The organism is Dactylosporangium sp. NPDC051484, from assembly GCF_040689395.1.
Taxonomy (GTDB): Bacteria; Actinomycetota; Actinomycetes; order Mycobacteriales; family Micromonosporaceae; genus Dactylosporangium.
The window spans coordinates 63,974-88,413 of the sequence record NZ_JBFAZX010000005.1 but is presented as its reverse complement, the minus strand read 5'-3'; the positions used below and the strand labels follow the sequence as shown (position 1 = coordinate 88,413).

Below are 24,440 nucleotides of genomic sequence, written 5' to 3'. Positions count from 1 at the left end.
GTCACACGGCAGGCGAGGCGGCCGACGTCCACCTACCCGGCCGCGGACGCCACCCGTCCTCGTGGATACGACCGGTGAGCGCATCGGGGGCTAGTATTTCTCCTGCTATGACTGACAACCGCACCTTCCGCGTGATCACCTACGGCTGCCAGATGAACGCGCACGACTCCGAGCGCATCTCCGGGCTGCTGGAGGAGGCCGGCTACGTGTCGGCGACCGGCGATGGCGAGCCCGACGTCGTCGTGTTCAACACGTGCGCGGTGCGGGAGAACGCCGACAACCGGCTGTATGGCAACCTCGGCCACCTGCGCCCCACCAAGCTCGCCCACCCCGGCATGCAGATCGCCGTCGGCGGCTGCCTGGCGCAGAAGGACCGCGGCGAGATCGTGAAGAAGGCGCCCTGGGTGGACGTCGTCTTCGGCACGCACAACATCGGCTCCCTGCCGGTGCTGCTCGAGCGCGCCCGGCACAACGCCGCCGCCGAGGTGGAGATCCTCGAATCGCTCGAGGTCTTCCCGTCCACGCTGCCGACCCGCCGCGAGTCGACCTACGCCGGCTGGGTGTCGATCTCCGTGGGCTGTAACAACACGTGCACGTTCTGCATCGTGCCCGCGCTGCGCGGCAAGGAGAAGGACCGCCGCCCCGGCGACATCCTGGCCGAGGTCCGGGCCCTCGCCGCAGAGGGTGTACTCGAGGTCACGCTGCTCGGCCAGAACGTGAACTCGTACGGCGTCGAGTTCGGCGACCGCTACGCCTTCGGCAAGCTCCTGCGCGCCTGCGGCGAGATCGACGGCCTGGAGCGGGTCCGGTTCACCAGCCCGCACCCGAAGGACTTCACCGACGACGTGATCGCCGCGATGGCCGAGACGCCGAACGTCTGCCACTCGCTGCACATGCCGCTGCAGTCCGGCTCCGACGCCGTGCTGCGCGCGATGCGCCGCTCGTATCGCGCCGAGAAGTACCTCGGCATCATCGACAAGGTCCGCGCCGCGATGCCGGACGCCGCGATCACCACCGACATCATCGTCGGCTTCCCGGGTGAGACCGACGCCGACTTCGAGCAGACCCTCGAGGTGGTCCGGGCGGCCCGCTACTCCAGCGCCTTCACCTTCCAGTACTCCAAGCGTCCCGGCACCCCGGCCGCCACGATGGACGAGCAGGTGCCGAAGCCGGTAGTGCAGGAGCGGTATGAGCGCCTGATCGCCACGCTGGAGGAGATCAGCTGGGCGGAGAACAAGCGGCTCGTGGGCTCCACGCTGGAGGTCCTGGCCGCAGTCGGCGAGGGCCGCAAGGACACCGCGACGGGCCGCCTCTCGGGCCGCGCCCGCGACGGCCGGCTGGTGCACTTCGCCGCCGACCCGGACGCGGGCATCCGCCCCGGCGACATCGTGCACACCACGGTCACCTACGCCGCGCCGCACCATCTCAACGCCGACGGCCCGCTCGTCGCGCACCGCCGCACCCGCGCGGGCGACGCGTGGGAGGCCGGCCGGGTCACCCGCACCCCTGGCGTGTCCCTGGGCATGCCGTCGATCGGCTCACCACCACCGCAGCCCGCCTCCCACTGCTGACGAACCGCCGCCGGGCGTGAGACCCGCGCGGGTAGCGGCAGCCGGAGAGCAACGTTTCCGTGATCATGCGCCTGGCGTCCACGACGCGCGGGGTCCTCCATGATCACGGAGTGAACGTGCTGCTTTTTGTGCATTTTCACTCCGTGATCATGAAGACCATGATGGCTGCTCGACGCCGATCGGCGGCGCGCTCGGCTGGCGGGCACCTGTCCGGCCCGGTGGGGACCCGTGCCGGTTCGGAACCGGTCCCTGAGCTGGGCGAACTGGAGCCGGAAATGCGTTGACCACTACACGCAGGCGGCGTGTAGTGGTCAACTTTTCTATGTCGGACGGGGACTCTGCCCGTCACTGCAGAAGTCCGTCAGCCGGTGTGCTCCGCCATCGCCAGGAACTTGCGCTTCGACTCCAGGGCCTTCTCGGCATCCTTGATGCGACGCTGGTCGCCCGCGGCCTGGGCGCTCGCCAGCTGCTGCTCCGCCCGCGCCACCTGCTCGCGCATCTGCGCGAGGAGGGGGCTCGCCTCGGGCGGGGTGCGCCGCCACGCCGCGTCCATCGCGGACTTCACCTTGTCCTCGACCGCGCGCAGGCGGCGGTCCAGGCCGGCCTGCGCCTCGCGCGGCACCCGGCCCGCGTCGTGCCAGGCGCCCTGGATCTCGCGGAGCTTGTTCTGCGCGCCCTTCGGGTCGCCGTCGATGTCGAGCGCCTCGGCCTGGACGAGCAGCTCCTGCTTGCGGTCGAGGTTGCCCTTGAACTCGGCGTCGCGGGCCGAGAAGACCTCGCTGCGCCGCTTGAAGAAGGCGTCCTGCGCGGCCCGGAACCGCTCCCAGAGCTTCTGCTCGGTGTCCTTCGCGGCGCGCGGGGCGGACTTCCACTCGGTCATGAGCTCCTTGAGCCGGGCGGCCGTCGCGTTCCACTCCGTGGACTCCGACAGCGACTCGGCCTCGGCGACGAGCTCGTCCTTGCGGCCCTGGGCCTGCTTGCGGCTCGCGTCGAGGGTCGCGAAATGCGCGCCCCGGCGGCGGGTGAAGGCGTCGCGGGCGGCCGCGTAGCGCTTCCAGAGCTCGCTCTCGGCCTTCTTCTCGACGCCGTGGATCGACTTCCACTCGTCGAGGATCTCCTTGAGCCGGTCGCCGGCCGTCTTCCAGCCGGTCGCCTCGGCGGCGATCGCCTCGGCCTCCTCGACCAGGGTGGTCTTGCGAGCGAGGGCCTCGGCGCGCGCCGCGTCGCGGGCGGCCCGGGCGGCGCCGGCTTTCTCCTCCGCCACCGAGGTGAGCTTTTCGAGGCGGGCGGCGAGCCCGTCGATGTCACCGACGACGTGTGCCTCGTCGAGGCCGCTGCGCAGGCGGCGAATGGTGGACAGTGAATGGCCGGCATCGGCGGCGCCGCTGCCCAGCCGAGCCTCGATCAGGTCGACCTCGGTCACCAGGTCGGCGAACCGGCGCGCGAAGTGGGCCAAGCCCTCCTCGGGTGTTCCTGCCTGCCAGGACCCGATGGCCCGCTCACCGGCGGCCGTCTTCACGAAGACGTTGCCGTCGGCGTCGATCCGTCCAAACTCCATAGGGTCGCTCATCTGCCCATCCTCGCTCCCGGCGCCGGCAGGATCGGGTATCCCACCGTTACGCCGCCATCGCACAGCAAAGTTCCCCAGGGCATTCTCACAGGTGTGCCCCGGGGCCGGTCGAGTGCCTGCGGCCGAACCGTGACCATTCCGGTGCCATTCATGGGTCGCACGGCTGCGCAGCGACCTTCCCCGATAACGTTAGGCCGTGTCACTCGTCGCCGCCGCGGTCTGCCCACATCCACCACTACTCGTGCCGGAGGTGGCCGCCGGGGCGGCCGCCGAGCTCGACGACCTGCGGGTTGCCTGCCGCGCCGCAGTGGCGCACCTGACGAACGCCTCGGTCGACTCGCTCATCGTCGTCGGTTCCGATACCACGACGGTACGCCGTCAGCCGCCGTTCGGGGGAACCCTGTCCCCCTGGGGCATCGATCTGCCGGTCGGCGACCCGTCCGGCGAGCAGCTCCCGCTGAGCCTGCTGATCGGCGCGTGGCTCGCCCCGCACGCCGCAGACTTCCAGAGCGTCGCCGTCGACGCCCCGCCCGCGGAGTGCGCGCGGCTCGGCCGGGCGCTGGCCGGGCAGGCCGAGCGCGTCGGGTTGCTGGTGCTCGGCGACGGGTCGTCCTGCCGTACCGAGAAGGCTCCCGGCTTTTTCGACGCCCGTGCCGAGCCCTTCGACGCCGCCGTGGCGGCCGCCCTGGCCGGGGCCGACGCCGCCGCGCTGGCCGCGATCGACCCGGGCGAGGCCGAGGAGCTGCTGGTCGCGGGCCGGGCGCCCTGGCAGGTGCTGGCCGGCGCCTGCCAGGACGGCGACCGGAAGATGACCGGTGAGCTGCTGTACGAAGCGGCCCCGTATGGCGTCGGCTACTTCGTGGCAACCTGGCAGTAACCGAAGGTGAATTCTTGATGAACAGGGTCCTCGCCGTCGTCGGGCCCACGGCGGCGGGCAAGTCCGCACTGAGCCTGCGCCTAGCCGAGGCCCTCGGCGGCGAGGTCGTCAACGCCGACTCCATGCAGCTGTACCGCGGGATGGACATCGGGACCGCCAAGCTCACCCCCGCCGAGCGGGGCGGCGTGCCGCACCACGTCCTGGACATCTGGGACGTCACCGAGCCCGCCAGCGTCGCGGTCTACCAGCGCCTGGCCCGCGCCGCGATCGACGACATCACCGCCCGCGGCCGGGTGCCGCTGCTCGTCGGCGGCTCGGGCCTGTACGTCCGGGCGGTGCTCGAGGACTTCGACTTCCCGGGCACCGACCCAGGCCTGCGCGCCGAGCTGGAACGGGAGCTGGCCGAGGCGGGGCCGGCGCCCCTGTACGCCCGGCTGAAGGCCGCCGACCCGATCGCCGCCGGGCGGATCCTGCCCAGCAACGGCCGCCGGATCGTGCGGGCCCTGGAGGTCAACGCGCTCACCGGCACGGCGTTCACCGCGGCGCTGCCGCAGCCGCGCCCGGTGTACGACGCGGTGCACCTCGGCGTCGATGTCGACACCGCCGTGCTCGACGCGCGGATCGAGGCGCGGGTGGACGCGATGTGGGCGGCCGGCTTCGTCGAGGAGGTGCGCGGGCTGCTACACGCCGGGCTGCGGGAGGGGCGCACGGCCGGCGGCGCCCTGGGGTACCGCCAAATCATGAATCATCTGGACGGACTGTGCGGGCAGGACGAGGCGCGGGCGGAGACCGCGCGCGCCACCCGGCGCTTCGTGCGCAGGCAGCGGTCCTGGTTCCGCCGGGACGGGCGGATCCGCTGGCTCGACGGCGCCGCGGCGGACATCACCGACGCGGCCCTGAGCGCCGTGCGGCAAGATTGACGCCATGCGCTTCGCGAAAGGCCACGGCACGGGCAACGACTTCGTCATCCTGCCCGACCCGGATGGCACCCTGCCGCTGACCCCGGCCCTCGTCGCCGCCCTGTGTGACCGGCGCCGCGGCATCGGCGCCGACGGCGTGCTGCGCGTCGTGCGCAGCGCCGCTCACCCTGACGCCGAGGCGTCCGCCGCCGGCGCGGAGTGGTTCATGGACTACTGGAACGCCGACGGCTCGCAGGCGGAGATGTGCGGCAACGGGGTGCGGGTCTACGCGCGATACCTCGCCGAGGCCGGACTGGTCGACCCGGAGGGCACGTTCGACCTGGTCACCCGCGCGGGTGTGGTGCCGGTCACCATGGGCGAGGAGATCTCGGCCGGGATGCCGCTGCCGCGGGTCTACGTGCGCAGCGAGGCCGTCACCAGTGAGGCGAGCTTCACCGGCACGGCGGTCGACGTGGGCAACCCGCACCTGGTCTGCGCCGTCGACGAGCCCACCCTGCAGCGGCTCGACCTGACCCGCGCGCCGGCGGTCGACGAGCTGATCTTCCCGGCGGGGGTCAACGTCGAGTTCGCCGCCGTGGGCCCAGCCCCCGCGGGCGCCGACCTGTACCGGCGGATGCGGGTGTACGAGCGCGGCTCCGGGGAGACCCAGTCGTGCGGGTCCGGCGCGTGCGCGGTGGCCGCCGAGGCGCTGCACCACGCGGGCCTCGACGGCGGCGTGGTCGTGGTCGACGTGCTCGGCGGCCGGCTCACCGTCACCGCGACGCCGACGGAGTTCCTGCTGCGGGGGCCTGCGGTCATCGTCGCTCACGGCGACGTCGACGCGCAGGCCATCCGGCAGCTCGCTCCCACCTACTCCTGAGGCCCGCCTCTGAGGCCCGCGCTTGGGGCCTGCCGCGGGCCCGGGGCTACCGGACCGCGGGCCCGCCGCCGGGCGTGACCCCGTCGGGCATCGAGTCCAGCTGGGGACCCTTGGCCGCGGCCCGCACCGCCGCCGCGACGGCGGGGGCGACCCGCGCGTCGAACACGCTCGGCACGATCACCGTCGGGTTGAGCTTGTCCTCGCCCACCGTGTCGGCGATCGCCCGCGCCGCGGCCAGGGCCATCTCGTCGGTGAACTCGCGGGCCTGCGCGTCGAGCATGCCCCGGAACACGCCGGGGAACGCGAGCACGTTGTTGATCTGGTTGGGCTGGTCGGAGCGGCCGGTGGCGACGATCGCGGCGTGCTCGCGCGCCTCCCGCGGGTCGACCTCCGGGTCGGGGTTGGCCAGCGCGAACACGATCGAGCCGGGCGCCATCGTGGCGATGTCGTCGCCGGTGAGCAGGTTGGGCGCGCTCACCCCGATGAAGACGTCGGCCCCGCGCAGCGCCCCGCGCAGGTCGCCGGAGTAGTTGTCCTTGTTGGTGTTGTTCACCAGCCACTGCCAGGCGGCTGACAGCCCGGTCATGCCGCGGTGCAGCGCGCCCGGCCGGTCGGTGGCGATCACGTCGCCGACGCCTTGGCGCAGCAGGAGCTTCATGATCGCCGTACCGGCCGCGCCGGCGCCGCTGACGACGACCCGGACCTGGCTGATCGGCTTGCCCACCACGCGCAGCGCGTTGGTGAGCGCGGCCAGCACGCAGATCGCGGTGCCGTGCTGGTCGTCGTGGAACACCGGGATGTCCAGCTCCTCGCGCAGCCGCTCCTCGATCTCGAAGCAGCGAGGGGCGGCGATGTCCTCGAGGTTGATCCCGCCGTACGCCGGGGCGATCGCCCGCACGATCGAGATGATCTCTTCGGTGTCCTGAGTGTCGAGCACGACCGGCCAGGCGTCCACCCCGCCGAAGCGCTTGAACAGGGCGGCCTTGCCCTCCATGACCGGCATCGCGGCGTAGGGCCCGATGTTGCCGAGGCCGAGCACCGCCGAGCCGTCGGTGACCACGGCGACCGTGTTGCGTTTGATGGTCAGGCGCCGGGCATCGTCCGGGTTTTCGGCGATCGCCAGGCACACGCGGGCAACGCCGGGCGTGTAGGCGCGGGAGAGCTCGTCGCGGTTACGCAGCGCGACCTTCGGCGCGACCTCGATCTTGCCGCCGAGGTGCAGCAGGAACGTGCGGTCGGAGACCTTGCGCACGTCGACCCCGTCGAGCTTCTCGAGGCCGGCCACGACCTGCTCGGCGTGGGAGGAGTCGGCGGTGTCGCACGTGAGGTCGACCACGACGGTGGCGCTGTCGGAGTCGACGACGTCGACCGCCGTGACGATTCCGCCGGCCTCGCCGACCGCGGTGGTCAGGCGGCCGATGGCCGAGGCGTCGGCGATGACGGAGACACGGATAGTGATGGAGAACCCGGCGCTGGGCAGTCTGTGTGTGGCAGGTGTCACGAGCCCATTCTCACCCCGGCGATCACCCGCCCGGCCACCCGGTGTGCCCGGATTGCGGCACGTCGATACGGTACCGCCAATATCAAGTGCCTTAGGCGGCGTGAAGTGTCAGGATTGCAGGGTTGACGTAGCTTCACCGAGGAGATCATCTTGCGCGCACGAACGAGCTTTTCCGCAGACGCCTACGACGCGGACGCAGAGGAGTTCGAGGATTTCGTTGACGACGGCGATCTCGAACTCGAGGAGCGGCACGCCCTGCGGCGCGTCGCCGGGCTGTCCACCGAGCTCTCCGACATCACCGAGGTCGAGTATCGGCAGCTGCGCCTGGAGCGCGTCGTGCTGGTCGGCGTGTGGACCGAGGGCAGCGTCACCGACGCCGAGAACTCGCTGACCGAGCTGGCCGCGCTCGCCGAGACGGCCGGCTCCCAGGTGCTCGACGGCCTCATCCAGCGCCGTGGCCGGCCCGACCCGTCCACCTTCATCGGCCGGGGCAAGGTCCAGGAGCTGCGCGCCGTGGTGGCCAGCAGCGGCGCGGACACCGTCATTTGCGACGGCGAGCTGTCCCCGTCGCAGCTGCGCACACTGGAGTCGCAGGTCAACGTCAAGGTCATCGACCGCACGGCGCTGATCCTGGACATCTTCGCCCAGCACGCCAAGAGCAAGGAGGGCAAGGCCCAGGTCGAGCTGGCGCAGCTGCAGTACTTCCTGCCGCGCCTGCGGGGCTGGGGCGAGGCGCTCAGCCGGCAGGCCGGTGGCTCCGCCAGCGGCAACGGCGGCGTCGGCCTGCGCGGTCCCGGTGAGACCAAGCTGGAGATCGACCGGCGGCGCATCCGCACCCGCATCGCACGGCTCAAGCGCGAGATCGCCGCGATGGCGACGATCCGCGACACCAAGCGCGCCACCCGCCGGCGCAACCGGGTGCCCGCGGTGGCCATCGCCGGCTACACCAACGCCGGCAAGTCCAGCCTGCTCAACCGGCTGACCGGGGCGGGCGTGCTGGTCGAGGACGCGCTGTTCGCCACCCTGGACACCACCACCCGGCGGGCCCGGGCCGCGGACGGGCGCATCTACACGCTGTCCGACACGGTCGGGTTTGTCCGCCACCTGCCCCACCAGCTGGTCGAGGCATTCCGGTCCACCCTCGAAGAGGTCGCCGAGGCAGATCTCGTACTGCACGTCGTCGACGGTTCGCACCCGGACCCCGAGGCTCAGGTCAGGGCGGTCCGCGAGGTGCTGGCCGAGGTCGGCGCCGACGCCGTGCCGGAGCTACTGGTGATCAACAAGCTGGACGCGGCCGACGAGGAGACCCAGCTGCGCCTCAAGCGGCTGTGGCCCGAGGCGGTCTTCGCCTCCGCGCGCACCGGCGCCGGCATCGAGGACGTGCGGGCCGCGATCGAGCGCCGGCTGCCGTGGCCGGCGATCGAGCTGACGGCCGTGGTGCCGTATGAGCGTGGCGACCTGGTCGCGCGGGTGCACTCGATCGGCGAGGTCCTGGAGACCTCGCACTTGGCCGAGGGCACGCGGCTGCGCGCCCGGGTGACAGAGAGCCTCGCCGCCGAACTCGCACCCTACGCCGTGTGATTACGTAGCATCGCATCGATCGATTACTTGGAGTGACAGCCGGACCGGGCGGCCCCAATCCTGGTCCGGCTCTGCCAAACTTGTGCGATGCGACGACGGGTGGTGTTCAGTGCGGCCGCAGCGATCGGTTTATCGGCTGGGGTCCCCGCACCGGCCGCGGCTCACGCACCGTCACCCGCGACCGACCCGTCGCCCGGCACCGTCGTCTGCACGCCCAGCTCGAAGGAAGTCAGCGAGATCTCCGGCCTGGTCGCCACGCAGACCGGCTACTACGCCATCCAGGACAGCCAACCGCCCCCCGGCAAGCCGAAGATCTTCGTCCTCGACAACGCCTGCAAGCTCATCAACACGATCAACTACCCGACGAGGGCGCTCGATCCCGAAGACGCCGCCATGGACAAGAACGGCACGCTCTACATCGCCGACATCGGCGACAACGACGAGGCCAGCGGCGGCTCGAAGGACCCGCGCCCGACGGTCGCGATCTGGACCTTGGCCGACGGCGCGAAGCAGCCCACCATCAACCGGCTGGCCTACCCCGATGGCAAGAAGCACGACGCCGAGGCCCTGCTGATCAACGGCGACGGCCTGCCGATCATCATCACCAAGGCGCCGCCGAGCGAGGTGTGGGTGTCGGAGGGCCCCCTGGAGCCCGACAAGACCGTCAAGCTCAAGAAGGTCGGCACCTTCACCGCCCAGGAGACGAAGACCCCCAATCCGCTGAGCATGCTGGGCTGGAAGCTGGTCACCGGCGCCGCGTCATCCCCGGACGGCTCGAAGGTCGTCGTGCGCACCTATTCCGACGCCTACGAGTTCGACGTCCCCGACGGCGACGTGGTCAAGGCGATCACGACGGGCAAGCCGCGCATCACCCCGCTGCCCAACGAGCCCCAGGGCGAGGCGATCACCTACACACCGGACGGCAAGCACTACATCACCGCTTCCGACGTGGAATCCCCGAACAAGGCGCCGCTGCTGAAGTACACACCGACCGACACCTCGGTCGGCAACGGCGATGGCAACGGCATCCCGTCGCCCAAGGCGAAGGACCAGAGCTTCATGAAGTCCCTCACTCTGCAGGACATCACCTACGCGGTCGCCTTCATCGGCGTCCTGGGCCTGGGCCTGGTGATCGCCGGCGTGATTGGCATCCGCCGCGCCCGAGCGGCCCGTGCCGCCGGCCCGAACGGCCCGAACAGTCCGAACACCGGCTCCGTCCGAGGGCAGTCCGACGCCGTGCCCGGCGACCTTGCGAGGTCGGCCCCGGTGGGTGCGTACGGCAACGGCTCCTTCGGCCCCGACGACCTCTTCGCCGCTGACGACCCCTACGGTCCCGGCGGCCCGCGCGGCGGCCGCGGTGGTCCCGGCAGCCCGCGCGGCGGCCGCGGTGGCCGGGGTGGCCGCAGTGGCCCTGGCGGTTCCGGAGGCTCCGGCGGTTCGGCCGGCGGCGGCAACGTCTACGGCGGCGGCCGCCAGTCCTCAGGCCCGCAATCCCGCCCGGCCGGTGGCGGCGGCAACGTCTATGGCGGCCCAGGCGGTGGCTCGGGCGGCGGCAACGCCTACGGTGGCGGCTCGGCCGGCCCGGCCGGCGGTGGTGGCAATGTCTACGGCGGCGGCCCGGGCGGTGGTGGCAACGTCTACGGCGGCGGTCCAGGCAACGTGGGCGGCCCAGGCGGCGCCGGCGACGTCTACGGCGGCCCAGGCGGCGGCTCGGGCGGTGGCGGTAACGCGTACGGCGGCGGCCCAGGCGGTGGCGGCAACGCCTATGGCGGCGGCCCAGGCGGTGGCTCGGGCGGCGGCAACGCCTACGGTGGCGGCTCGGATGGTGGCTCGGGTGGCGGTAACGCCTACGGTGGCGGCCCCGGCGGCGGTGTGCCGAGGGGCGGCTACGGCCCGCAGTCCGCGCGGGGCTACGCCGAGGGCCCCCCACCGTCCGCGCACGACCAGCGCGGCGGCTACGACCGCGGCTACGCCCCACACCGCTGACACGGCCCGCGCCGCTGCTTGTTCTGCGCCTGCCTCGTAGCGTTCGCCCCTGCTCGCCTCGGCCGTTGGCGTGCCCGCCTCGCCGCCCAGCGCCAGCGCGTCACTCTGTCCCTGGCGACGGCGCGCGCGCCTGGCCGCCGGCGTCCGCGTATGCCACCCCGCCCGTCGGCGCGTGCCCGCCTGGCCGTCCAGCGCCAGCGCGTCACTCTGTCCCTGGCGACGGCGCGTGCCCCTGGCCGCTGGCGTCCGCGTATGCCACGCCGCCCGTCGGCGTCGGCGCGTGCCCGCCTGGCGCGTTTGCGCCCGTGCGCGACACCCAGCCTCTCGGCGTCGGCGCGTGTCCGTCTGGCCGGTGGCTGCCGGTTTCCGGCCTGGCCGGGTGACCTGCCGCAGCCCGAGTTTGCCCACAGCGGCACGCTCCGCCGGCCTGCGCCGCCGCGGGCCGGCCCTGTTCGGCTCTCTGCCCCGCCCGACCTGGCCGCCGCCTTACCTGGCTGCTGCCCGACGCGGGCTGGGTCCTGCCGGGTCGGTGCCTGGCCCTGCGGTGCTGTCGCGCCCGTCGTAGCCCTGCCGAGGCGGCTCGGGGTCTGCCCGGACGCAGCTCAGGCCCCTGAGGTCCCTGGCCCAGCGCTGTCGTCCTGCCCGTGGCAGCCCTGCCTACCGCCTGCACCGCTGTTTGTTGCCGTACTTCGTGCTCAGCGTCCCGTCGTAGAGCGACATCGGGCCGCGGGGCTGATCGCCGATGAGTTCGTCCAAGGCGCCGCCGTCACGCTCGATCGCGTGCTCGCCGAAGGGTTCAGCAACGAGTTCGGCGCCGCCCCGGCCAACCGCGACCTGCGGCCTGCCGGGAACGGGTGCGAGCTATGGCGTTGTGCGCTGCCGTGGTTGTCGGCCGCGCAGGTGCGAACTGGGCGGCGTCGGCGGGGGTGTGGGCGTCAGATGCGGCGGACCACCGTTACGACGCGGCCCAGGATCGTGGCGTGGTCGCCGGCGATGGGGTCGAAGGCGGCGTTCTGGGGCATCAGCCAGACGTGGCCGTCGCGGTTGCGGTATGTCTTCACGGTGGCCTCGCCGTCGAGCATGGCGGCCACGATTTCGCCGTTGTTGGCGTTGGGCTGCTGCCGCACGACGACCCAGTCGCCGTCGCAGATCGCGGCGTCGAGCATTGAGTCGCCCTTGACCTGGAGCATGAAGAGGGTGCCCTCGCCGACCAGCTCGCGGGGGAGCGGGAACACGTCCTCGACGGCCTGCTCGGCCAGGATCGGGCCGCCGGCGGCAATGCGGCCCAGGACCGGCACGAATGCGGGGGCGGGGCGGGCGGCGCGCGCGGCCTCCTCATCGACCGAGACCAGCTCGCTCGGCGGGCGGACGTCGACGGCGCGCGGGCGGTTGGGGTCGCGGCGCAGGTAGCCCTTGCGCTCGAGCTCCTTGAGCTGGTAAGCGACGCTCGACGGCGAGACGAGACCCACGGCCTCGCCGATCTCGCGCACGCTCGGCGGGTAGCCGTTGCGCTCAACGGCAGAGCGGATGAACTCGAGGATGCGGCGCTGGCGGACGGTCAGGTCGGCGGCGAAGAGGTCGGGGAAGGCGCTGACCACCGCCGTGACCGCGCGCATCTCCGGCTCGCCGCCGCGGCGGCGGGTGGCGCGCTTCGTGCTGGAGCGGCCGGCGATGGCGGTGACCTCGGCGCCAGGGCCGTCGATGGTCTCGTCCGGCTCGCTTGCGGATGCGTCGGTGCGGTCGTCGGCTGACACGTAGTCCTCCCTCGTGTTGGCAGGAGCGGGCTGGCGCCGCGCCTGCTGACGGGCCGTCGGGTGGTCCGTCACCCGGGCTTCCCGCGGGTGCGGGGGAGCCGGTTGTCGCACAGTTCCGTATTCCCGATCAAAGGCGATTGATCGTGTGTGGATCACCGTATCGCCGAGGTACGACAGTTTCAAACATCTGTACTACGTGGCGCGTCAATTTTTCGGCGAGTCCGCTCGACACGGATCCCCTGCTCTGATACACAATCGTACGACTGTTCTATCGAACGGGTGTGCGGAAATGAGGGCTGACATGGGACGGAAGGCCGCAAACGGGCACGATGCGGCGCCGATCCGCCTCACTCGGCGTGGCCGGGTCGTGCTGTTCTGCTTCCTGCTCGCGCTCGCCGGTGGGCTCGTCGCGCTCGTCGCCGCGCCGGGGCAGGCCGCCGACCCGCCGGGGCCGGCGCCGACCGTCATCGTCCAGCCGGGCGACACGCTCTGGGGCATCGCGAGTGAGCGCCGCGGGCGGCGGGGGCGTGACGCCATGGTCGAGGAGATCCGCCGTCTCAACAAGCTGGACGGCTACGGTATCGACGCCGGGCAGCGGCTGATCCTGCCCCGCACGCGCTGACCTGCGGTGATCCCGTGGCCGCACCGCACGGCCCGGTGAGACGCGTGCTACACGAACGTGTCGGGATCCACGTTCGACTTGCGTCGGCGTAGGCGTCGGCATAGCGTCTACCCCCTAGATGTAGTAGTTACAGGGGTGTAAGTCGTCCATAACTTGTGGATCCGGCAGTCGCCCATCACCGAACGTAGATATCCGGCGGAGCCCGCCTCGGAGGGAGCTCGCCGGACTTGGCATGCCCTTTTGCGCGGATTTGTCCGGCGTACCATGGAGAGAGGTCCATCGAGATGCGGTGCCCGTACTGCCGGCACGCCGACTCGCGGGTGGTCGACTCCCGCGAGGCCGAGGATGGTCAGATCATCCGGCGGCGTCGCTCCTGCCCGGAGTGCGGGCGGCGGTTCACGACCGTCGAGGAGGCCGTGCTCGCCGTGGTCAAGCGCAGCGGGGTGACGGAGCCGTTCAGCCGATCGAAGATCATCGCCGGGGTGCGCAAGGCGTGCCAGGGCCGGCCGGTCGACGAGGACGCCATCGCGCTGCTCGCGCAGAAGGTCGAGGAGACGGTCCGTGCCCGGGGTGCCGCCGAGTTGCCCAGCCACGAGGTCGGCCTGGCCATCCTGACACCGCTGCGGGACCTCGATGAGGTCGCTTACCTGCGTTTCGCCAGTGTGTACCGATCGTTTGACTCGCTGAGCGATTTCGAGCGCGAGATCGCGGCGCTGCGGGCGGGCGCGCCGAAGACGGACGCGCAGCCGGCGCCGGCGAAGCCGGACCAGCAGCAGGGGGAGGGGCCGCCGGCCCCGGCCACCCGCGCCGGCGAGCTGGCCGACGGGGCGCTGAGCACCAGTGGGGCCTCGCGCCTGGCGCGCGGGTCGGGCTGAGGCGCGGCGCCGGCAACACGCGGTACCGAATAAGGGAAGAGATCACCCGCGGACGGTGCGAAGTCGCCCGGCCGCGAACGATCACGCACGACGAACGACACAACGCTGATGAGGGGGCCGCCGGTGGCGGGGGAGACGAAGACGAAGGCGTCGGCACGCAAGGACCAGCGGGAGGGGCTGAGGGTCGAGCGGGTCTGGACGACCGAGGGTGTACACCCGTATGACGAGGTGGCGTGGGAGCGCCGCGACATCGTCATGACGAACTGGCGGGACGGCTCGATCAACTTCGAGCAGCGGGGGGTCGAGTTCCCGGCGACGTGGAGCGTCAACGCCGCCAACATCGTCACCACCAAGTACTTCCGTGGTGCGGTCGGCAGCCCGGCGCGCGAGCAGTCGCTGCGCCAGCTGATCGACCGCGTGGTGTCGATCTACCAGCGGGCCGGGCAGGCGCACGGCTACTTCGCGACCGACCACGACGCCGAGGTGTTCGGCCAGGAGCTGACCTGGATGCTGCTGCACCAGGTGTTCAGCTTCAACTCGCCGGTCTGGTTCAACGTCGGCACGCCGTCGCCGCAGCAGGTCAGCGCCTGCTTCATCCTCGCCGTCGACGACTCGATGGACTCGATCCTCGACTGGTACAAGGAGGAGGGCCTGATCTTCAAGGGCGGCTCCGGCTCCGGCGTCAACCTGTCGCGGATCCGCTCCTCCAAGGAGCTGCTGTCCAGCGGCGGCACCGCCAGCGGCCCGGTGTCGTTCATGCGCGGCGCCGACGCGTCCGCCGGCACCATCAAGAGCGGCGGCGCCACCCGGCGTGCGGCCAAGATGGTGATCCTCGACGTCGACCACCCGGACGTGGAGGAGTTCATCGAGACCAAGGCGCGCGAAGAGGACAAGATCCGCGCGCTGCGCGACGCCGGCTTCGACATGGACCTCGGTGGCAAGGACATCGTCAGCGTCCAGTACCAGAACGCCAACAACTCGGTGCGAGTCTCCGCCGAGTTCATGCGCTCGGTCGAGGACGACACCGAGTTCGGGCTGCGCTCCCGCCTCGACGGCACCGTGATCTCCACCGTCAAGGGCAAGGAGCTGTTCCACAAGCTCGCCCAGGCCGCGTGGGAGTGTGCCGACCCCGGCATCCAGTACGACGACACGATCAACGACTGGCACACCTGCCCGGAGACCGGCCGCATCACCGCCTCCAACCCCTGCAGCGAGTACATGCACCTGGACAACTCCAGCTGCAACCTGGCCTCGCTGAACCTGCTCAAGTACCTCAACGCCGACGGCACGTTCGCCGTCGAGAAGTTCGTCAAGTCCGTCGAGCTCGTCATCACCGCGATGGACATCTCGATCTCCTTCGCCGACTTCCCGACCGAGAAGATCGGCGAGACCAGCCGCGCGTACCGTCAGCTCGGCATCGGCTACGCCAACCTGGGCGCGCTGCTCATGGCCAGCGGCCTGGCGTACGACTCCGATGGCGGCCGGGCCGTCGCGGCGACGATCAGCAGCCTGATGACCGGCACCGCCTACCGCCGCTCGGCCGAGCTGGCCGGCGTCGTCGGACCGTACGACGGCTACGCCCGCAACGCCTCCGCGCACCAGCGGGTCATGCACAAGCACGCGGCCGCGAACGACGCCATCGGCAGCGTGGGCGCCGTCGACGCCGCGATCAAGGACGCGGCGACGGCGCAGTGGGCCCTGGGCAACGAGATCGGGGCGAAGAACGGCTGGCGCAACTCGCAGGCCAGCGTCCTCGCCCCGACCGGCACCATCGGCCTGATGATGGACTGCGACACCACCGGCGTCGAGCCCGACCTGGCCCTGGTCAAGTTCAAGAAGCTCGTCGGCGGCGGCTCGATGCAGATCGTCAACCAGACCGTGCCGCGGGCCCTGCGCACCCTGGGCTACCAGGAGGAGCAGGTCGAGGCGATCGTCGAGCACATCTCGTCGCATGGCCACGTCGTCGACGCCCCGGGCCTGCGCATCGAGCACTACAGCGTGTTCGACTGCGCGATGGGCGAGCGGACCATCGCCCCGATGGGCCACGTGCGGATGATGGCGGCGATCCAGCCGTTCATCTCCGGCGCCATCTCCAAGACGGTCAACATGCCGGAGGCGGCCAGCGTCGAGGACGTCGAGGAGATCTACTACCAGGGCTGGAAGCTCGGCCTCAAGGCACTGGCGATCTACCGCGACAACTGCAAGGTCGGCCAGCCGCTGTCGGCCGTGTCGAAGAAGAAGGACGCCGAGCCCGAGCCGGCCGTCCAGGAGGTCGTCAAGAACGAGAAGGTGATCGAGTACCGCCCGGTGCGCAAGCGGCTGCCGAAGAAGCGGCCCGGCTCGACCGTGTCGTTCTCGGTCGCCGGCGCCGAGGGGTACCTGACCGCCTCGTCCTACCCGGACGACGGCCTCGGCGAGGTCTTCCTCAAGATGTCGAAGCAGGGTTCCACCCTCGCCGGCGTCATGGACGCGTTCTCCGTGGCGATCTCCATCGGCCTGCAGTACGGCGTGCCGCTGGAGACCTACGTCTCGAAGTTCGTCAACATGCGCTTCGAGCCGGCCGGCATGACCGACGACCCGGACATCCGCCTGGCGAGCTCGGTCATGGACTACATCTTCCGCCGCCTGGCGCTGGACTTCCTCGACTTCGACACCCGCTCGGAGCTGGGCATCCTGACCTCGGCGGAGCGCGCGGCCCAGCTGCGCGCCGAGGCCGGCGGCGGCGAGTCCGACGTCGACCTCACCGAGATGCGAAACTCGGCCCCGGTGGTGAAGCCGGCCGCCGCGGAGAAGCCCGCGACCGCCTCGAAGCCAGTCGAGATCGAGACCCCGCGCCGCATCGGCTCCTCCACGGAACTGCTCGAACTGGTCCAAGGCAAGGCCGCCGACGCGCCGCTGTGCTTCACCTGCGGCACGAAGATGCGCCCCGCCGGCAGCTGCTACGTCTGCGAGGGCTGCGGCTCCACCAGCGGCTGCAGCTGAAACCGGGAAGTTCAGGCATGTCTCCTGTGGCTGATTCCTAAGAGGAATCACTGTTTGACATCGCTCCTGGTGAAGCTCTACAACAGATGCCTCCCACCCGAATCCGGGTGGGAGGCATCTGCTTTGGGCGTACGGGGAAGGAGCGGACATGTCGGTGAGCGTCGTCCGGCCGTGCCCTGTCGATCGTGAACTGCTCGAGTAAATGCTCGGCGAGCCGTCGTTACGTGTCGAGCACGTCGACAGTCCGTCCATCCTCGTCGACGGTCGCTACGATACGGCCGCGTCGCATTGGCTCCATCGCAAGCACCAGCGACGACCGGTGATGGACACGACCGTCGCACACGCTCGCCGACTTGCCGCCTGGATCGAGTACCTACGCGTCGTGCGACACCGCATCGACCCCGCCGAGCACCGCAGCGACGTATTCGTTGCCGATGAAGACGACCTGCTCGCCTACTACGCGCCCGGGCAGTACGACCAGGACACGCAGGTTTCCTCAGCGACCTGGCAGGCCCAGCGCTCCACCCTCAAGCAATTCCACGAGTTCCTGCATCGCACCTACAACGTGCCGCTGCCGTTCGACCTCGAACGCATCAACTTGCCCAACGGCCGCTGCGTTCAAGCAATCGCGGGCCTGAAGCCGCGCCGCCGCACCGGCAGCCGTGGCACCCCGATCACCCCAGGCTTCGTCGATCTGTTCGTCCAAGGCGCCTTGCGGATCGACCGGGACGGTCGCCAGCACGACGTGCGAACTGTCGACCGCGATGCCGCGAAACGAGGACCTTGACGAAGACGGCGGAAACCCTTGCGACCTGCCAATTGCCGAATTTCCGCGGACCGGCAGCACTGGCAACACGGCCTGGGCCCGCCGGCTTCTGCCCGTCCGCGACGAACTGCGTTTCTGGCAGAGCGCGCTGGTCTACTACGCCATGGACTACCTTGCAGCCACCTGCGGATTGCGGGACAAGGACCTCGCTTGTCTCACGCCGGCCTGCATCAAGCGCGAGACCAAGACTCGGCCCAACGGCGAGACCTACGAAGTGGTCACCATGCGCGACTACAAGACAAAGAACCGGATGGCTCCTCAGCGCACCACCTGGAAGGTCAACCATCGGATCGCACGCATCATCGAGGTGATCGAGGAGATTCACCACATTCACGGGATCACAACGGCGACCAGCACTTGCGTAGCGGGCAACGCCCGCTCCACGGGTACGATGGCGCGACCAGATTGCGAGACACTACCTTCGGGTCGCGCGTTGGCGCCGAGCACCGGTCGCAGGTGGACAGCGCCGTAGCGCGTTCTGATAGGCGATAAGCAAAGCGGAGCGTGAGCTGAGGCCATGACACCCTTGGATCTGATGCTGGCGGACCTCAAGGAGAAGTACGCTGCCCAGAACCCGTCGCAGGCCTTCACCCGTTTGTACGACGACCCAGAACTCGGACCCATGTTCGCGTACTTTCACGAACAGTTGACCGAGCACTTCGACAGCATCAACGGTAGAGCCCGAAGCACCAGGCACTATTGGGCGGATAACAGCCGGCAGTTGATCGCCCTGGTCGACGACTTGGCCCAGGCCTTTCAGGTGTTGAAGGCCTCTGGCGTCGCCCTGCGGTTCGACGACCGTTACCGGCTGGCTGTCGACCGGTGCCTGCCGTGGTTGTCGATGGGTGGCGGCAGTACCGTCCCCGAGGACTTCGAACCGGTCGTGCTGGTGCGATACGAGCCCGTGTTCGTCCGGACGGCGACGACGACCGTGCTGAAGAAAGATCGCAGACCTGCGAACCTGAAGATGGAAGGGGAAGGGTCTTACGCGATCGTGTACTCGTACATCGACCCAGACTACGGCATTAAGTTTGCGATCAAGCGCGCGAAGAAGGGGATCGGCGATCGCGACTTAATCCGTTTCAAGAACGAGTTCGAGACGATGAAGCGGCTGAGTTTCCCGTACATCCTCGATGTATATCAGTACGACGATGCCCGCAACGAGTATCGGATGGAGTTCTGCAATGACACTCTGAGATCGTTCATCGCGCGGCGTAACAATAATTTGTCTTTCCCGTCGCGTAAGCGCATTGCGCTGCAGTTCCTATACGCGATCAGCTATCTGCACAGCCAGCCTCTGCTGCACCGCGACATCAGCCTTCAGAATGTGCTGCTGAAGGTGTACGAGAGCGGCGCGGTTCTGGTGAAGCTATCGGACTTCGGTCTGGTCAAGGACCCTTCGTCGACGTTCACCCGGACCCGGACGGAGATGCGTGGCACCATACGCGACCCGCTCCTGCATGACTTCCGGCTGTACGGGGTTGTCAACGAGATCTACGCCATCGGCTGGGTGCTGTCGTACATCTTCACGGGCCGCGAGTCGCTATCAACGACCGGCGACGAGGTGAGCCGCATCGTGCAGAAGTGCGCGGCGCACGACATCGCGAGCCGATACCAGTCGGTCAGAGACTTGATCGCTGACGTCGAGCAACTCACCGCACCGCCAGCGGAAAGATCCGCTTGAGAGCCACGACCGGTGAGGCCTGGGCGAGTTGCGGTCTCAGTCCAAGCCCTGCCGCTATCAGCCAAGCCGACGTGTTGTTCGTCAGCGCATACGCGCGAGGGGACAATCAAAGGTCGGTGGCCAGGCGCCCGGGGAGTTGACTGCTCGCCCCGGTCATTTCAACTTCCGGTCGACGCCGACGTTGGCGTCGGCGCCGGTGATGACCACATTGGTGGCGGGGAGCTCAGTGAGAGCTGCGGTGAGATCCCAGGACACGGTGAGCAGGAACCGGATTTCCATGTACGCTTCCACTTCCATGTAGATGATGTCGAAGTCGGGGGCATCGGGGTTGGCGTCGTGCACGAGGGCGTCGAAGCGAGCTTCCAGCTGCCCGCTCACCTGGCATGTCATCAGGTTGCCGTCGCGGCGGACGTCGGCGATCTCCATCGAGGCCGTCAGACCGTCGGTGTCGCTGGACACGATGCCGGCGGTGTCGCCGCATTCGTTACGGACGGCCTGCTCGAACGATGCCTCCGCGTCGCTGACCACCTCGCGCATGCCGTCCTTGATGAGCTCCGGCCAGGCCCTGCCGCAGATCTCCTCCACCCACGCATACCTCGCGCGACCTCGCGCATCGAGGGTGAAGGACGCCCGCAGGATCTCAGCGCTGAGGCAAAGAACGACGTCGCGGCGCACGACGAAATCGGCCCGGTCCTCGTCCAGCAGCGCGAGGGTCTGTACGACCGCAGGCGCGTATTCCAGGAACTCATCGCGGGCTTTCGGTTCGGTCAGCTCCGCAGTGGCGGCGGCGATGAGCGCGCGACCGACCGTGACGGCCGTCATGTGTGCCCTGACCCGCCGGACGACCGCTGGCGCACGCCGGCGTGCGTCGTCCAGTTTTGCGTGCACGGCAGGGGCTTCGAGGTAGTCGCGGTTCCGCTTGTCGTTGTTGCAGTACGCGCAGATCGGGCCGAGATTGGCCGGGGCGTCCAGGTCGAAGCCGGCGGGTAGGTGGTGCTGCACGATGAGCTCGGCGAGCCGGAGCGGTTTCACGGTGCGCGGGATGATGTGGTCGATCTGCGCGGTGGAGAAGGTCAACGGCTCGCCGCGCCAGTAACAGCGCCATTCCCACTCCTCTAGCAGTGCCAGCCGCAGCAAACGGTTGTCGGACTTGCCGTAGCGGACTGGATCCGGAGAACGGCGGTGGGCGCTCACCGGGGGAGCCTGGCGTCGGTGGCGGTGAAGCCGCCGCAGGCGAGGGCGGCGAGCAGACCCTCGTACCGGCGGTCGGCGTTGTCGTCCTGACGGGCCAGGGCGGTCTGCTGCTGCTCGGCGGCGTTCCGGACGGCCTCGGCCGGCCGCAACTCCCAGCACCACCTGCCCCGACGTCCATGCGTATCAGGAAGTCCGCGACGTGTCGCCGCGCCGTGCTTCCGCGCTCGATCCAGTGCGGCCGGAATGGCTGCGACACCATTGCCACGACCGACGGGCCGAAGTCCAGGGCGATCAGGTGGATCTGCTAGACCCAGGACTCGAACTCGATCCGGTGCCTCATCGTGGCTGGCCAGTGCCAACCCGGGAAGTCGCACTGACCCTCGGCTCGACGGGAAGGAACGCGCCGGCCGACTCAGCCCATCGACGACCTCCGGCATCTCCTGCCATGGCGGCCGCTGCTCGGCACCGTCCTCGCCGGCGGACATGACCTCGAACCACTCATCGAGGCCCGAACGCCTCGGCCCTGTCTCAAGCACCGCGACATCATCTCGTTCGCCACATCGGCGAAGAAACTCGCCACCACCGCCGTCACGACGCATGAGAACTCGCCAGGTCGAATGCGAAGCGACAAAAGTTCCTGGAGACAGTTGATCTCGGGGAGGCACTCCCAAACTTCCCGGGAATTCTTGACCCGACAAGCCGAACGATCCAGGTGCCCCCGGCCACGCACGGCCGGGGCACCTCCCGTTCCCGGGTCTTGTCGAACGCACGTTCGATCACGTATACCCTTGAAGGGCGAATGGGTCGAAGGGGGGAGCAGTCGTGGTCCATGCACCGCTGCCGCCGGCACTTACGGCTCCTAGGATCGAAGGCATGCCGGAAGATCGCTTGGCCGAGACCGCCGCCCTGGTGGCGCTGCTGCGACGTCCGGGCGCTCGGTGGGCGGACATCACCGCGGACGTGCTTGCCGAGGGCAGCGCGATGCCCGTGTTACGTCGGGCGCTGTACTTCGGCGCGACGCTGTTCGACGACGACAACGCGATCGACCGTGTGCTCGACGCCGCCGCGGCCGAGGTGCGCGACTGGCTCGCCGGCGGCATCGCCGTGCACTGCCTCTTCGATGACACGTATCCGGCGCAACTGCGCGACATCCATCAGATGCCACCGGTGGTCTTCACCCGAGGAACCTTGGCTGGGGATCGGCGGGCGGTGGCCGTCGTGGGAACGCGGAACCCGACCGAGCGCGGCCTCGCGACCGCCCGGACCGTGGCGGGCGCGTTGGCCGAGAGCGGCGTGACCGTGGTGTCGGGACTTGCCAAGGGCATAGACACTGCCGCGCACGAGGCGGCGCTGCGCGTGGGTGGCCGCACGGTCGCGATCATCGGAACCGGCGTCAATCGGTACTATCCGGCAACCAACCGGTCGCTTCAGGACCAGATTGTCAAAGACGGACTGGTGCTGAGTCAGTTCTGGCCCGACGCGTCCCCGACCAAGCAGACGTTTCCTATGCGTAATGCGGTCATGAGTGGATACGCGGCGGCGACGGTCGTTATCGAGGCGGCGTATCAGAGTGGCGCTCGAATGCAGGCCAGACTTGCGTTGCAGCATGGCCGCCCGGTGGTGCTGATCGATTCGCTGCTTGTCCACGATTGGGCGCGTGACTACGCCACCCGGCCGGGCGTAATGGTGGTTCGGACCGTCGAGCAATTGCTCGAGGCGGTGGAGTACATTGTCAGCCAGATTCCTGACGCTCTGGACCCGCTGGAGGGGCTGCCTCCCCTTGTCCGAAGACGGTAACGACGACATCTGGACCGCTGCCCGGCGATCTGTGGAAACGCAGCGTAACTTTCTGCGTAACCCGCTTCCAGCGGGCGCCGGTATTTGCGCGGTCTGCCGGGGGGCGGTCGAACCACGCTTCGAATTCTGTTATCCGTGCCGGCAGCATCGGCATGCATCGGGCGGCCGACTGGCGGACGTGGTCGTCCCCATCGCCTATGCGGTGAAGAACGGGCAGCACGCACACAACCTGGCGGCGTACAAGGCCCCGTATCCGTCGCGGCTGGCACAGCGTAGCCTCTCCGCTCTCGGCATCATGTTTCTTCGGCAACACTGGAAATGCCTTGCCGAAGCGGCCGGCGGGCCTTTGACGCACGCGACGATCGTTCCGTCCACAAGGGGACGGCGGGGCCCGCATCCGGTCGAGATCATTCTCGCGAGCCGGGTCGGACTTCCAATGCTGCAGGCGATGACCAGCTCTGCCTACTCCAGTGAGGATCGGGACTTCCATCGCGATCGGTTCTTCGTCCCGCCCGGGCGGGCGGCCAAGGCCCGGGTACTGCTCCTCGACGACACCTGGACCAACGGCGGCAGGCTGCAGTCGCTCGCCTTCGCGCTCAAGGATGCCGGCGCCGCTGCTGTCGCGGCCGTGATTCTGGGCCGGCACGTGAATCCGGCCTTCGGGCCATCGGCGCCGATGATGGGCCGTCTCAGATCGGCGCAGTGGTTCGATGTGGAGCAATGCTGCCTCGAACCGGAGGGGCGGTAGAGCTGCCCTGTTCCGGTCCGAGGCTGCTCCGGGCCAGTCCCGGGCTAGGCGGTCCAGGCGGTGGAGAGGCGGTCCAGGTCCTCGCGGTACTCGATGCGGGTGTACCACTCGGCCGGCCAGGCGTGCTCGCCGTGGATGGCGCCGGCGAAGCCGCCGGTCAGGGAGGCGATCGAGTCCGAGTCGCCGGAGGAGGCGGCGGCCCTCGCGATCGCGTCGATCGGGGAGTCCGGGAAGAGCAGCAGGCAGTACACGGCCGTCGCCAAGGCCTCCTCGGCGACCCAGCCGGCGCCCGCGGCCGAGCACGGGTCGGCGTCCGGGCCGACATGGCGCACGGCGTCCTCGAGGCCGGCCAGGGCGGCCCGGCACTCGTCCCACCCGGTGGCGATGAACCGCTCGGGGGACTCCGCCAGTGAGCGGCGCCACAGGTGGTCGCCGAGCCAGTCGCCGCGGTATACCTCGCGCTGGGAGTCGCAGCGGGCGCGCAACGCGACCGGCAGCTCGGCGACCGGCAGGCCGTCGAGGAGCCAGCGCACGGCCAGGGCGGTCAGCTCCGAGGCGGCCAGGCCGGTCGGGTGCCCGTGGGTCAGCGCCGCCTGCAGCTGGGCGGCGCCGGCGCGCTCGTCGTCGCTCAGGCCGGGGGCCAGGCCCATCGGGGCGACGCGCATGTTGGCGCCGCAGCCCTTCGAGCCGGCGATCGTCGCCTCCCACCAGGGCTTGCCGCCGGCCATCGCGGCGCACGCGTTCATGCAGGTTCGGCCGGGGGCGCGGTCGTTCTCGTCGCTGCTCCACCACTGCAGGAAGCGGCCGCGCAGGCGCGGCTCGAGGTGCTCGGCGGTCACCGGCGGCTTCTCCAGGGCGCTCACCAGGGCGTCGGCGACGGCGAGGGTCATCTGCGTGTCGTCGGTGACCAGCCCCCTCGGGGGCAGCTCGTGGGGGCCGCGCTCGCCGTACCGCCGCAGGATCTCCTCGTAACTCATGAACTCCGTCGGCGCGCCGAGCGCGTCGCCGAACGCGAGACCGAACAGGGCACCCCGCACCTTCGACATGGCAACCTCCGATGACAAGCCGTCGGGCAAGCTATACCCGAACGATC

Annotated in this window: 19 protein-coding genes and 2 pseudogenes; 15 read left to right on the top strand and 6 right to left on the bottom strand. The window is 69.9% G+C overall.

Translation table 11 applies throughout. The features are described 5' to 3' along the window. Positions 1–107 precede the first annotated feature (107 nt). The gene (gene miaB, locus AB0367_RS11345; RefSeq protein ID WP_366226128.1) at positions 108–1,571 is read left to right on the top strand and encodes a tRNA (N6-isopentenyl adenosine(37)-C2)-methylthiotransferase MiaB; all 1,464 of its coding nucleotides are present in this window, start codon (positions 108–110) and stop codon (positions 1,569–1,571) included. A gap of 110 nt (positions 1,572–1,681) precedes the next feature. After that, entirely contained in the window at positions 1,682–1,855 is a 174-nt protein-coding gene (locus tag AB0367_RS11340; protein ID WP_366226127.1) for a hypothetical protein, read from the top strand. 77 nt (positions 1,856–1,932) lie between these two features. On the opposite strand, the gene AB0367_RS11335 is transcribed toward AB0367_RS11340, so the two are convergent. Next, positions 1,933–3,141 carry a DUF349 domain-containing protein gene (locus tag AB0367_RS11335; RefSeq protein WP_366226126.1) on the bottom strand — a complete coding sequence of 403 codons (1,209 nt, stop codon included), beginning with the start codon at positions 3,139–3,141 and terminating at the stop codon, positions 1,933–1,935. Positions 3,142–3,337: 196 nt separating this feature from the next. Between AB0367_RS11335 and AB0367_RS11330 the strand changes: the two genes are divergently transcribed. Genes AB0367_RS11330 through dapF form a run of 3 tightly spaced genes read left to right on the top strand, consistent with a single transcriptional unit; the run spans position 3,338 to position 5,797 of the window. Continuing rightward, positions 3,338–4,018, top strand: coding sequence for a class III extradiol dioxygenase subunit B-like domain-containing protein (locus AB0367_RS11330; RefSeq protein WP_366226125.1), 681 nt, complete (start codon positions 3,338–3,340; stop codon positions 4,016–4,018). Between the two features lie 17 nt (positions 4,019–4,035). Then, positions 4,036–4,938, top strand: coding sequence for a tRNA (adenosine(37)-N6)-dimethylallyltransferase MiaA (gene miaA / locus AB0367_RS11325; protein ID WP_366226124.1), 903 nt, complete (start codon positions 4,036–4,038; stop codon positions 4,936–4,938). A 4-nt stretch (positions 4,939–4,942) separates the two neighbouring features. Continuing rightward, positions 4,943–5,797 carry a diaminopimelate epimerase gene (gene dapF, locus AB0367_RS11320; RefSeq protein ID WP_366226123.1) on the top strand — a complete coding sequence of 285 codons (855 nt, stop codon included), beginning with the start codon at positions 4,943–4,945 and terminating at the stop codon, positions 5,795–5,797. A gap of 109 nt (positions 5,798–5,906) precedes the next feature. Here dapF and AB0367_RS11315 read toward each other — a convergent pair. After that, positions 5,907–7,298: pseudogene (locus tag AB0367_RS11315) on the bottom strand (NAD-dependent malic enzyme); the annotation flags it as partial. Between the two features lie 255 nt (positions 7,299–7,553). Between AB0367_RS11315 and hflX the strand changes: the two are divergent. Continuing rightward, on the top strand, positions 7,554–8,879 hold the full coding sequence (gene hflX, locus AB0367_RS11310) for a GTPase HflX (RefSeq protein ID WP_366226415.1): 1,326 nt from the start codon (positions 7,554–7,556) through the stop codon (positions 8,877–8,879). 87 nt (positions 8,880–8,966) lie between these two features. Then, complete coding sequence (locus tag AB0367_RS11305; RefSeq protein WP_366226122.1) at positions 8,967–10,865, top strand: hypothetical protein; 1,899 nt, start codon at positions 8,967–8,969, stop codon at positions 10,863–10,865. Positions 10,866–11,800: 935 nt separating this feature from the next. On the opposite strand, the gene lexA is transcribed toward AB0367_RS11305, so the two are convergent. Then, complete coding sequence (lexA, locus tag AB0367_RS11300) at positions 11,801–12,481, bottom strand: transcriptional repressor LexA (RefSeq protein WP_366226414.1); 681 nt, start codon at positions 12,479–12,481, stop codon at positions 11,801–11,803. A 439-nt stretch (positions 12,482–12,920) separates the two neighbouring features. On the opposite strand from lexA, the gene AB0367_RS11295 reads away from it, so the two are divergent. The 6 genes and pseudogenes from AB0367_RS11295 to AB0367_RS11270 all read left to right on the top strand — a co-directional run bounded on the left by AB0367_RS11295 (position 12,921) and on the right by AB0367_RS11270 (position 19,608). Beyond that, on the top strand, positions 12,921–13,241 hold the full coding sequence (locus tag AB0367_RS11295; RefSeq protein ID WP_366226121.1) for a LysM peptidoglycan-binding domain-containing protein: 321 nt from the start codon (positions 12,921–12,923) through the stop codon (positions 13,239–13,241). A 284-nt stretch (positions 13,242–13,525) separates the two neighbouring features. Next, a pseudogene (gene nrdR / locus AB0367_RS11290) lies at positions 13,526–13,948 on the top strand (transcriptional regulator NrdR); the annotation flags it as partial. Positions 13,949–14,224: 276 nt separating this feature from the next. Beyond that, entirely contained in the window at positions 14,225–17,098 is a 2,874-nt protein-coding gene (locus AB0367_RS11285) for a vitamin B12-dependent ribonucleotide reductase (protein ID WP_366226120.1), read from the top strand. Between the two features lie 202 nt (positions 17,099–17,300). Further along, positions 17,301–17,885: a hypothetical protein gene (locus AB0367_RS11280; protein ID WP_366226119.1), complete on the top strand. Its 585-nt coding sequence runs from the start codon at positions 17,301–17,303 to the stop codon at positions 17,883–17,885. Continuing rightward, positions 17,863–18,396, top strand: a complete 534-nt coding sequence (locus AB0367_RS11275; RefSeq protein ID WP_366226118.1) for a hypothetical protein — start codon at positions 17,863–17,865, stop codon at positions 18,394–18,396. Before AB0367_RS11280 ends, AB0367_RS11275 begins: the two co-directional genes overlap by 23 nt. Before the next feature lie 63 nt (positions 18,397–18,459). Beyond that, positions 18,460–19,608, top strand: coding sequence for a protein kinase family protein (locus AB0367_RS11270; protein WP_366226413.1), 1,149 nt, complete (start codon positions 18,460–18,462; stop codon positions 19,606–19,608). 153 nt (positions 19,609–19,761) lie between these two features. On the opposite strand, the gene AB0367_RS11265 is transcribed toward AB0367_RS11270, so the two are convergent. Together AB0367_RS11265 and AB0367_RS11260 are read right to left on the bottom strand one after the other, a co-directional pair. After that, positions 19,762–20,802, bottom strand: a complete 1,041-nt coding sequence (locus AB0367_RS11265; RefSeq protein ID WP_366226117.1) for a hypothetical protein — start codon at positions 20,800–20,802, stop codon at positions 19,762–19,764. Then, the gene (locus AB0367_RS11260; RefSeq protein WP_366226116.1) at positions 20,799–20,951 is read right to left on the bottom strand and encodes a hypothetical protein; all 153 of its coding nucleotides are present in this window, start codon (positions 20,949–20,951) and stop codon (positions 20,799–20,801) included. Before AB0367_RS11260 ends, AB0367_RS11265 begins: the two co-directional genes overlap by 4 nt. Before the next feature lie 724 nt (positions 20,952–21,675). Here AB0367_RS11260 and AB0367_RS11255 point away from each other — a divergent pair. Together AB0367_RS11255 and AB0367_RS11250 are read left to right on the top strand one after the other, a co-directional pair. Continuing rightward, entirely contained in the window at positions 21,676–22,599 is a 924-nt protein-coding gene (locus tag AB0367_RS11255) for a DNA-processing protein DprA (RefSeq protein ID WP_366226115.1), read from the top strand. Beyond that, entirely contained in the window at positions 22,583–23,347 is a 765-nt protein-coding gene (locus tag AB0367_RS11250; protein WP_366226114.1) for a hypothetical protein, read from the top strand. The genes AB0367_RS11255 and AB0367_RS11250 overlap by 17 nt, the downstream gene beginning before the upstream one ends. Positions 23,348–23,391: 44 nt before the next feature. On the opposite strand, the gene AB0367_RS11245 is transcribed toward AB0367_RS11250, so the two are convergent. Further along, positions 23,392–24,393 (bottom strand): ADP-ribosylglycohydrolase family protein, encoded by a 1,002-nt coding sequence (locus AB0367_RS11245; protein ID WP_366226113.1) that lies wholly within the window; start codon positions 24,391–24,393, stop codon positions 23,392–23,394. Positions 24,394–24,440 lie beyond the last annotated feature (47 nt).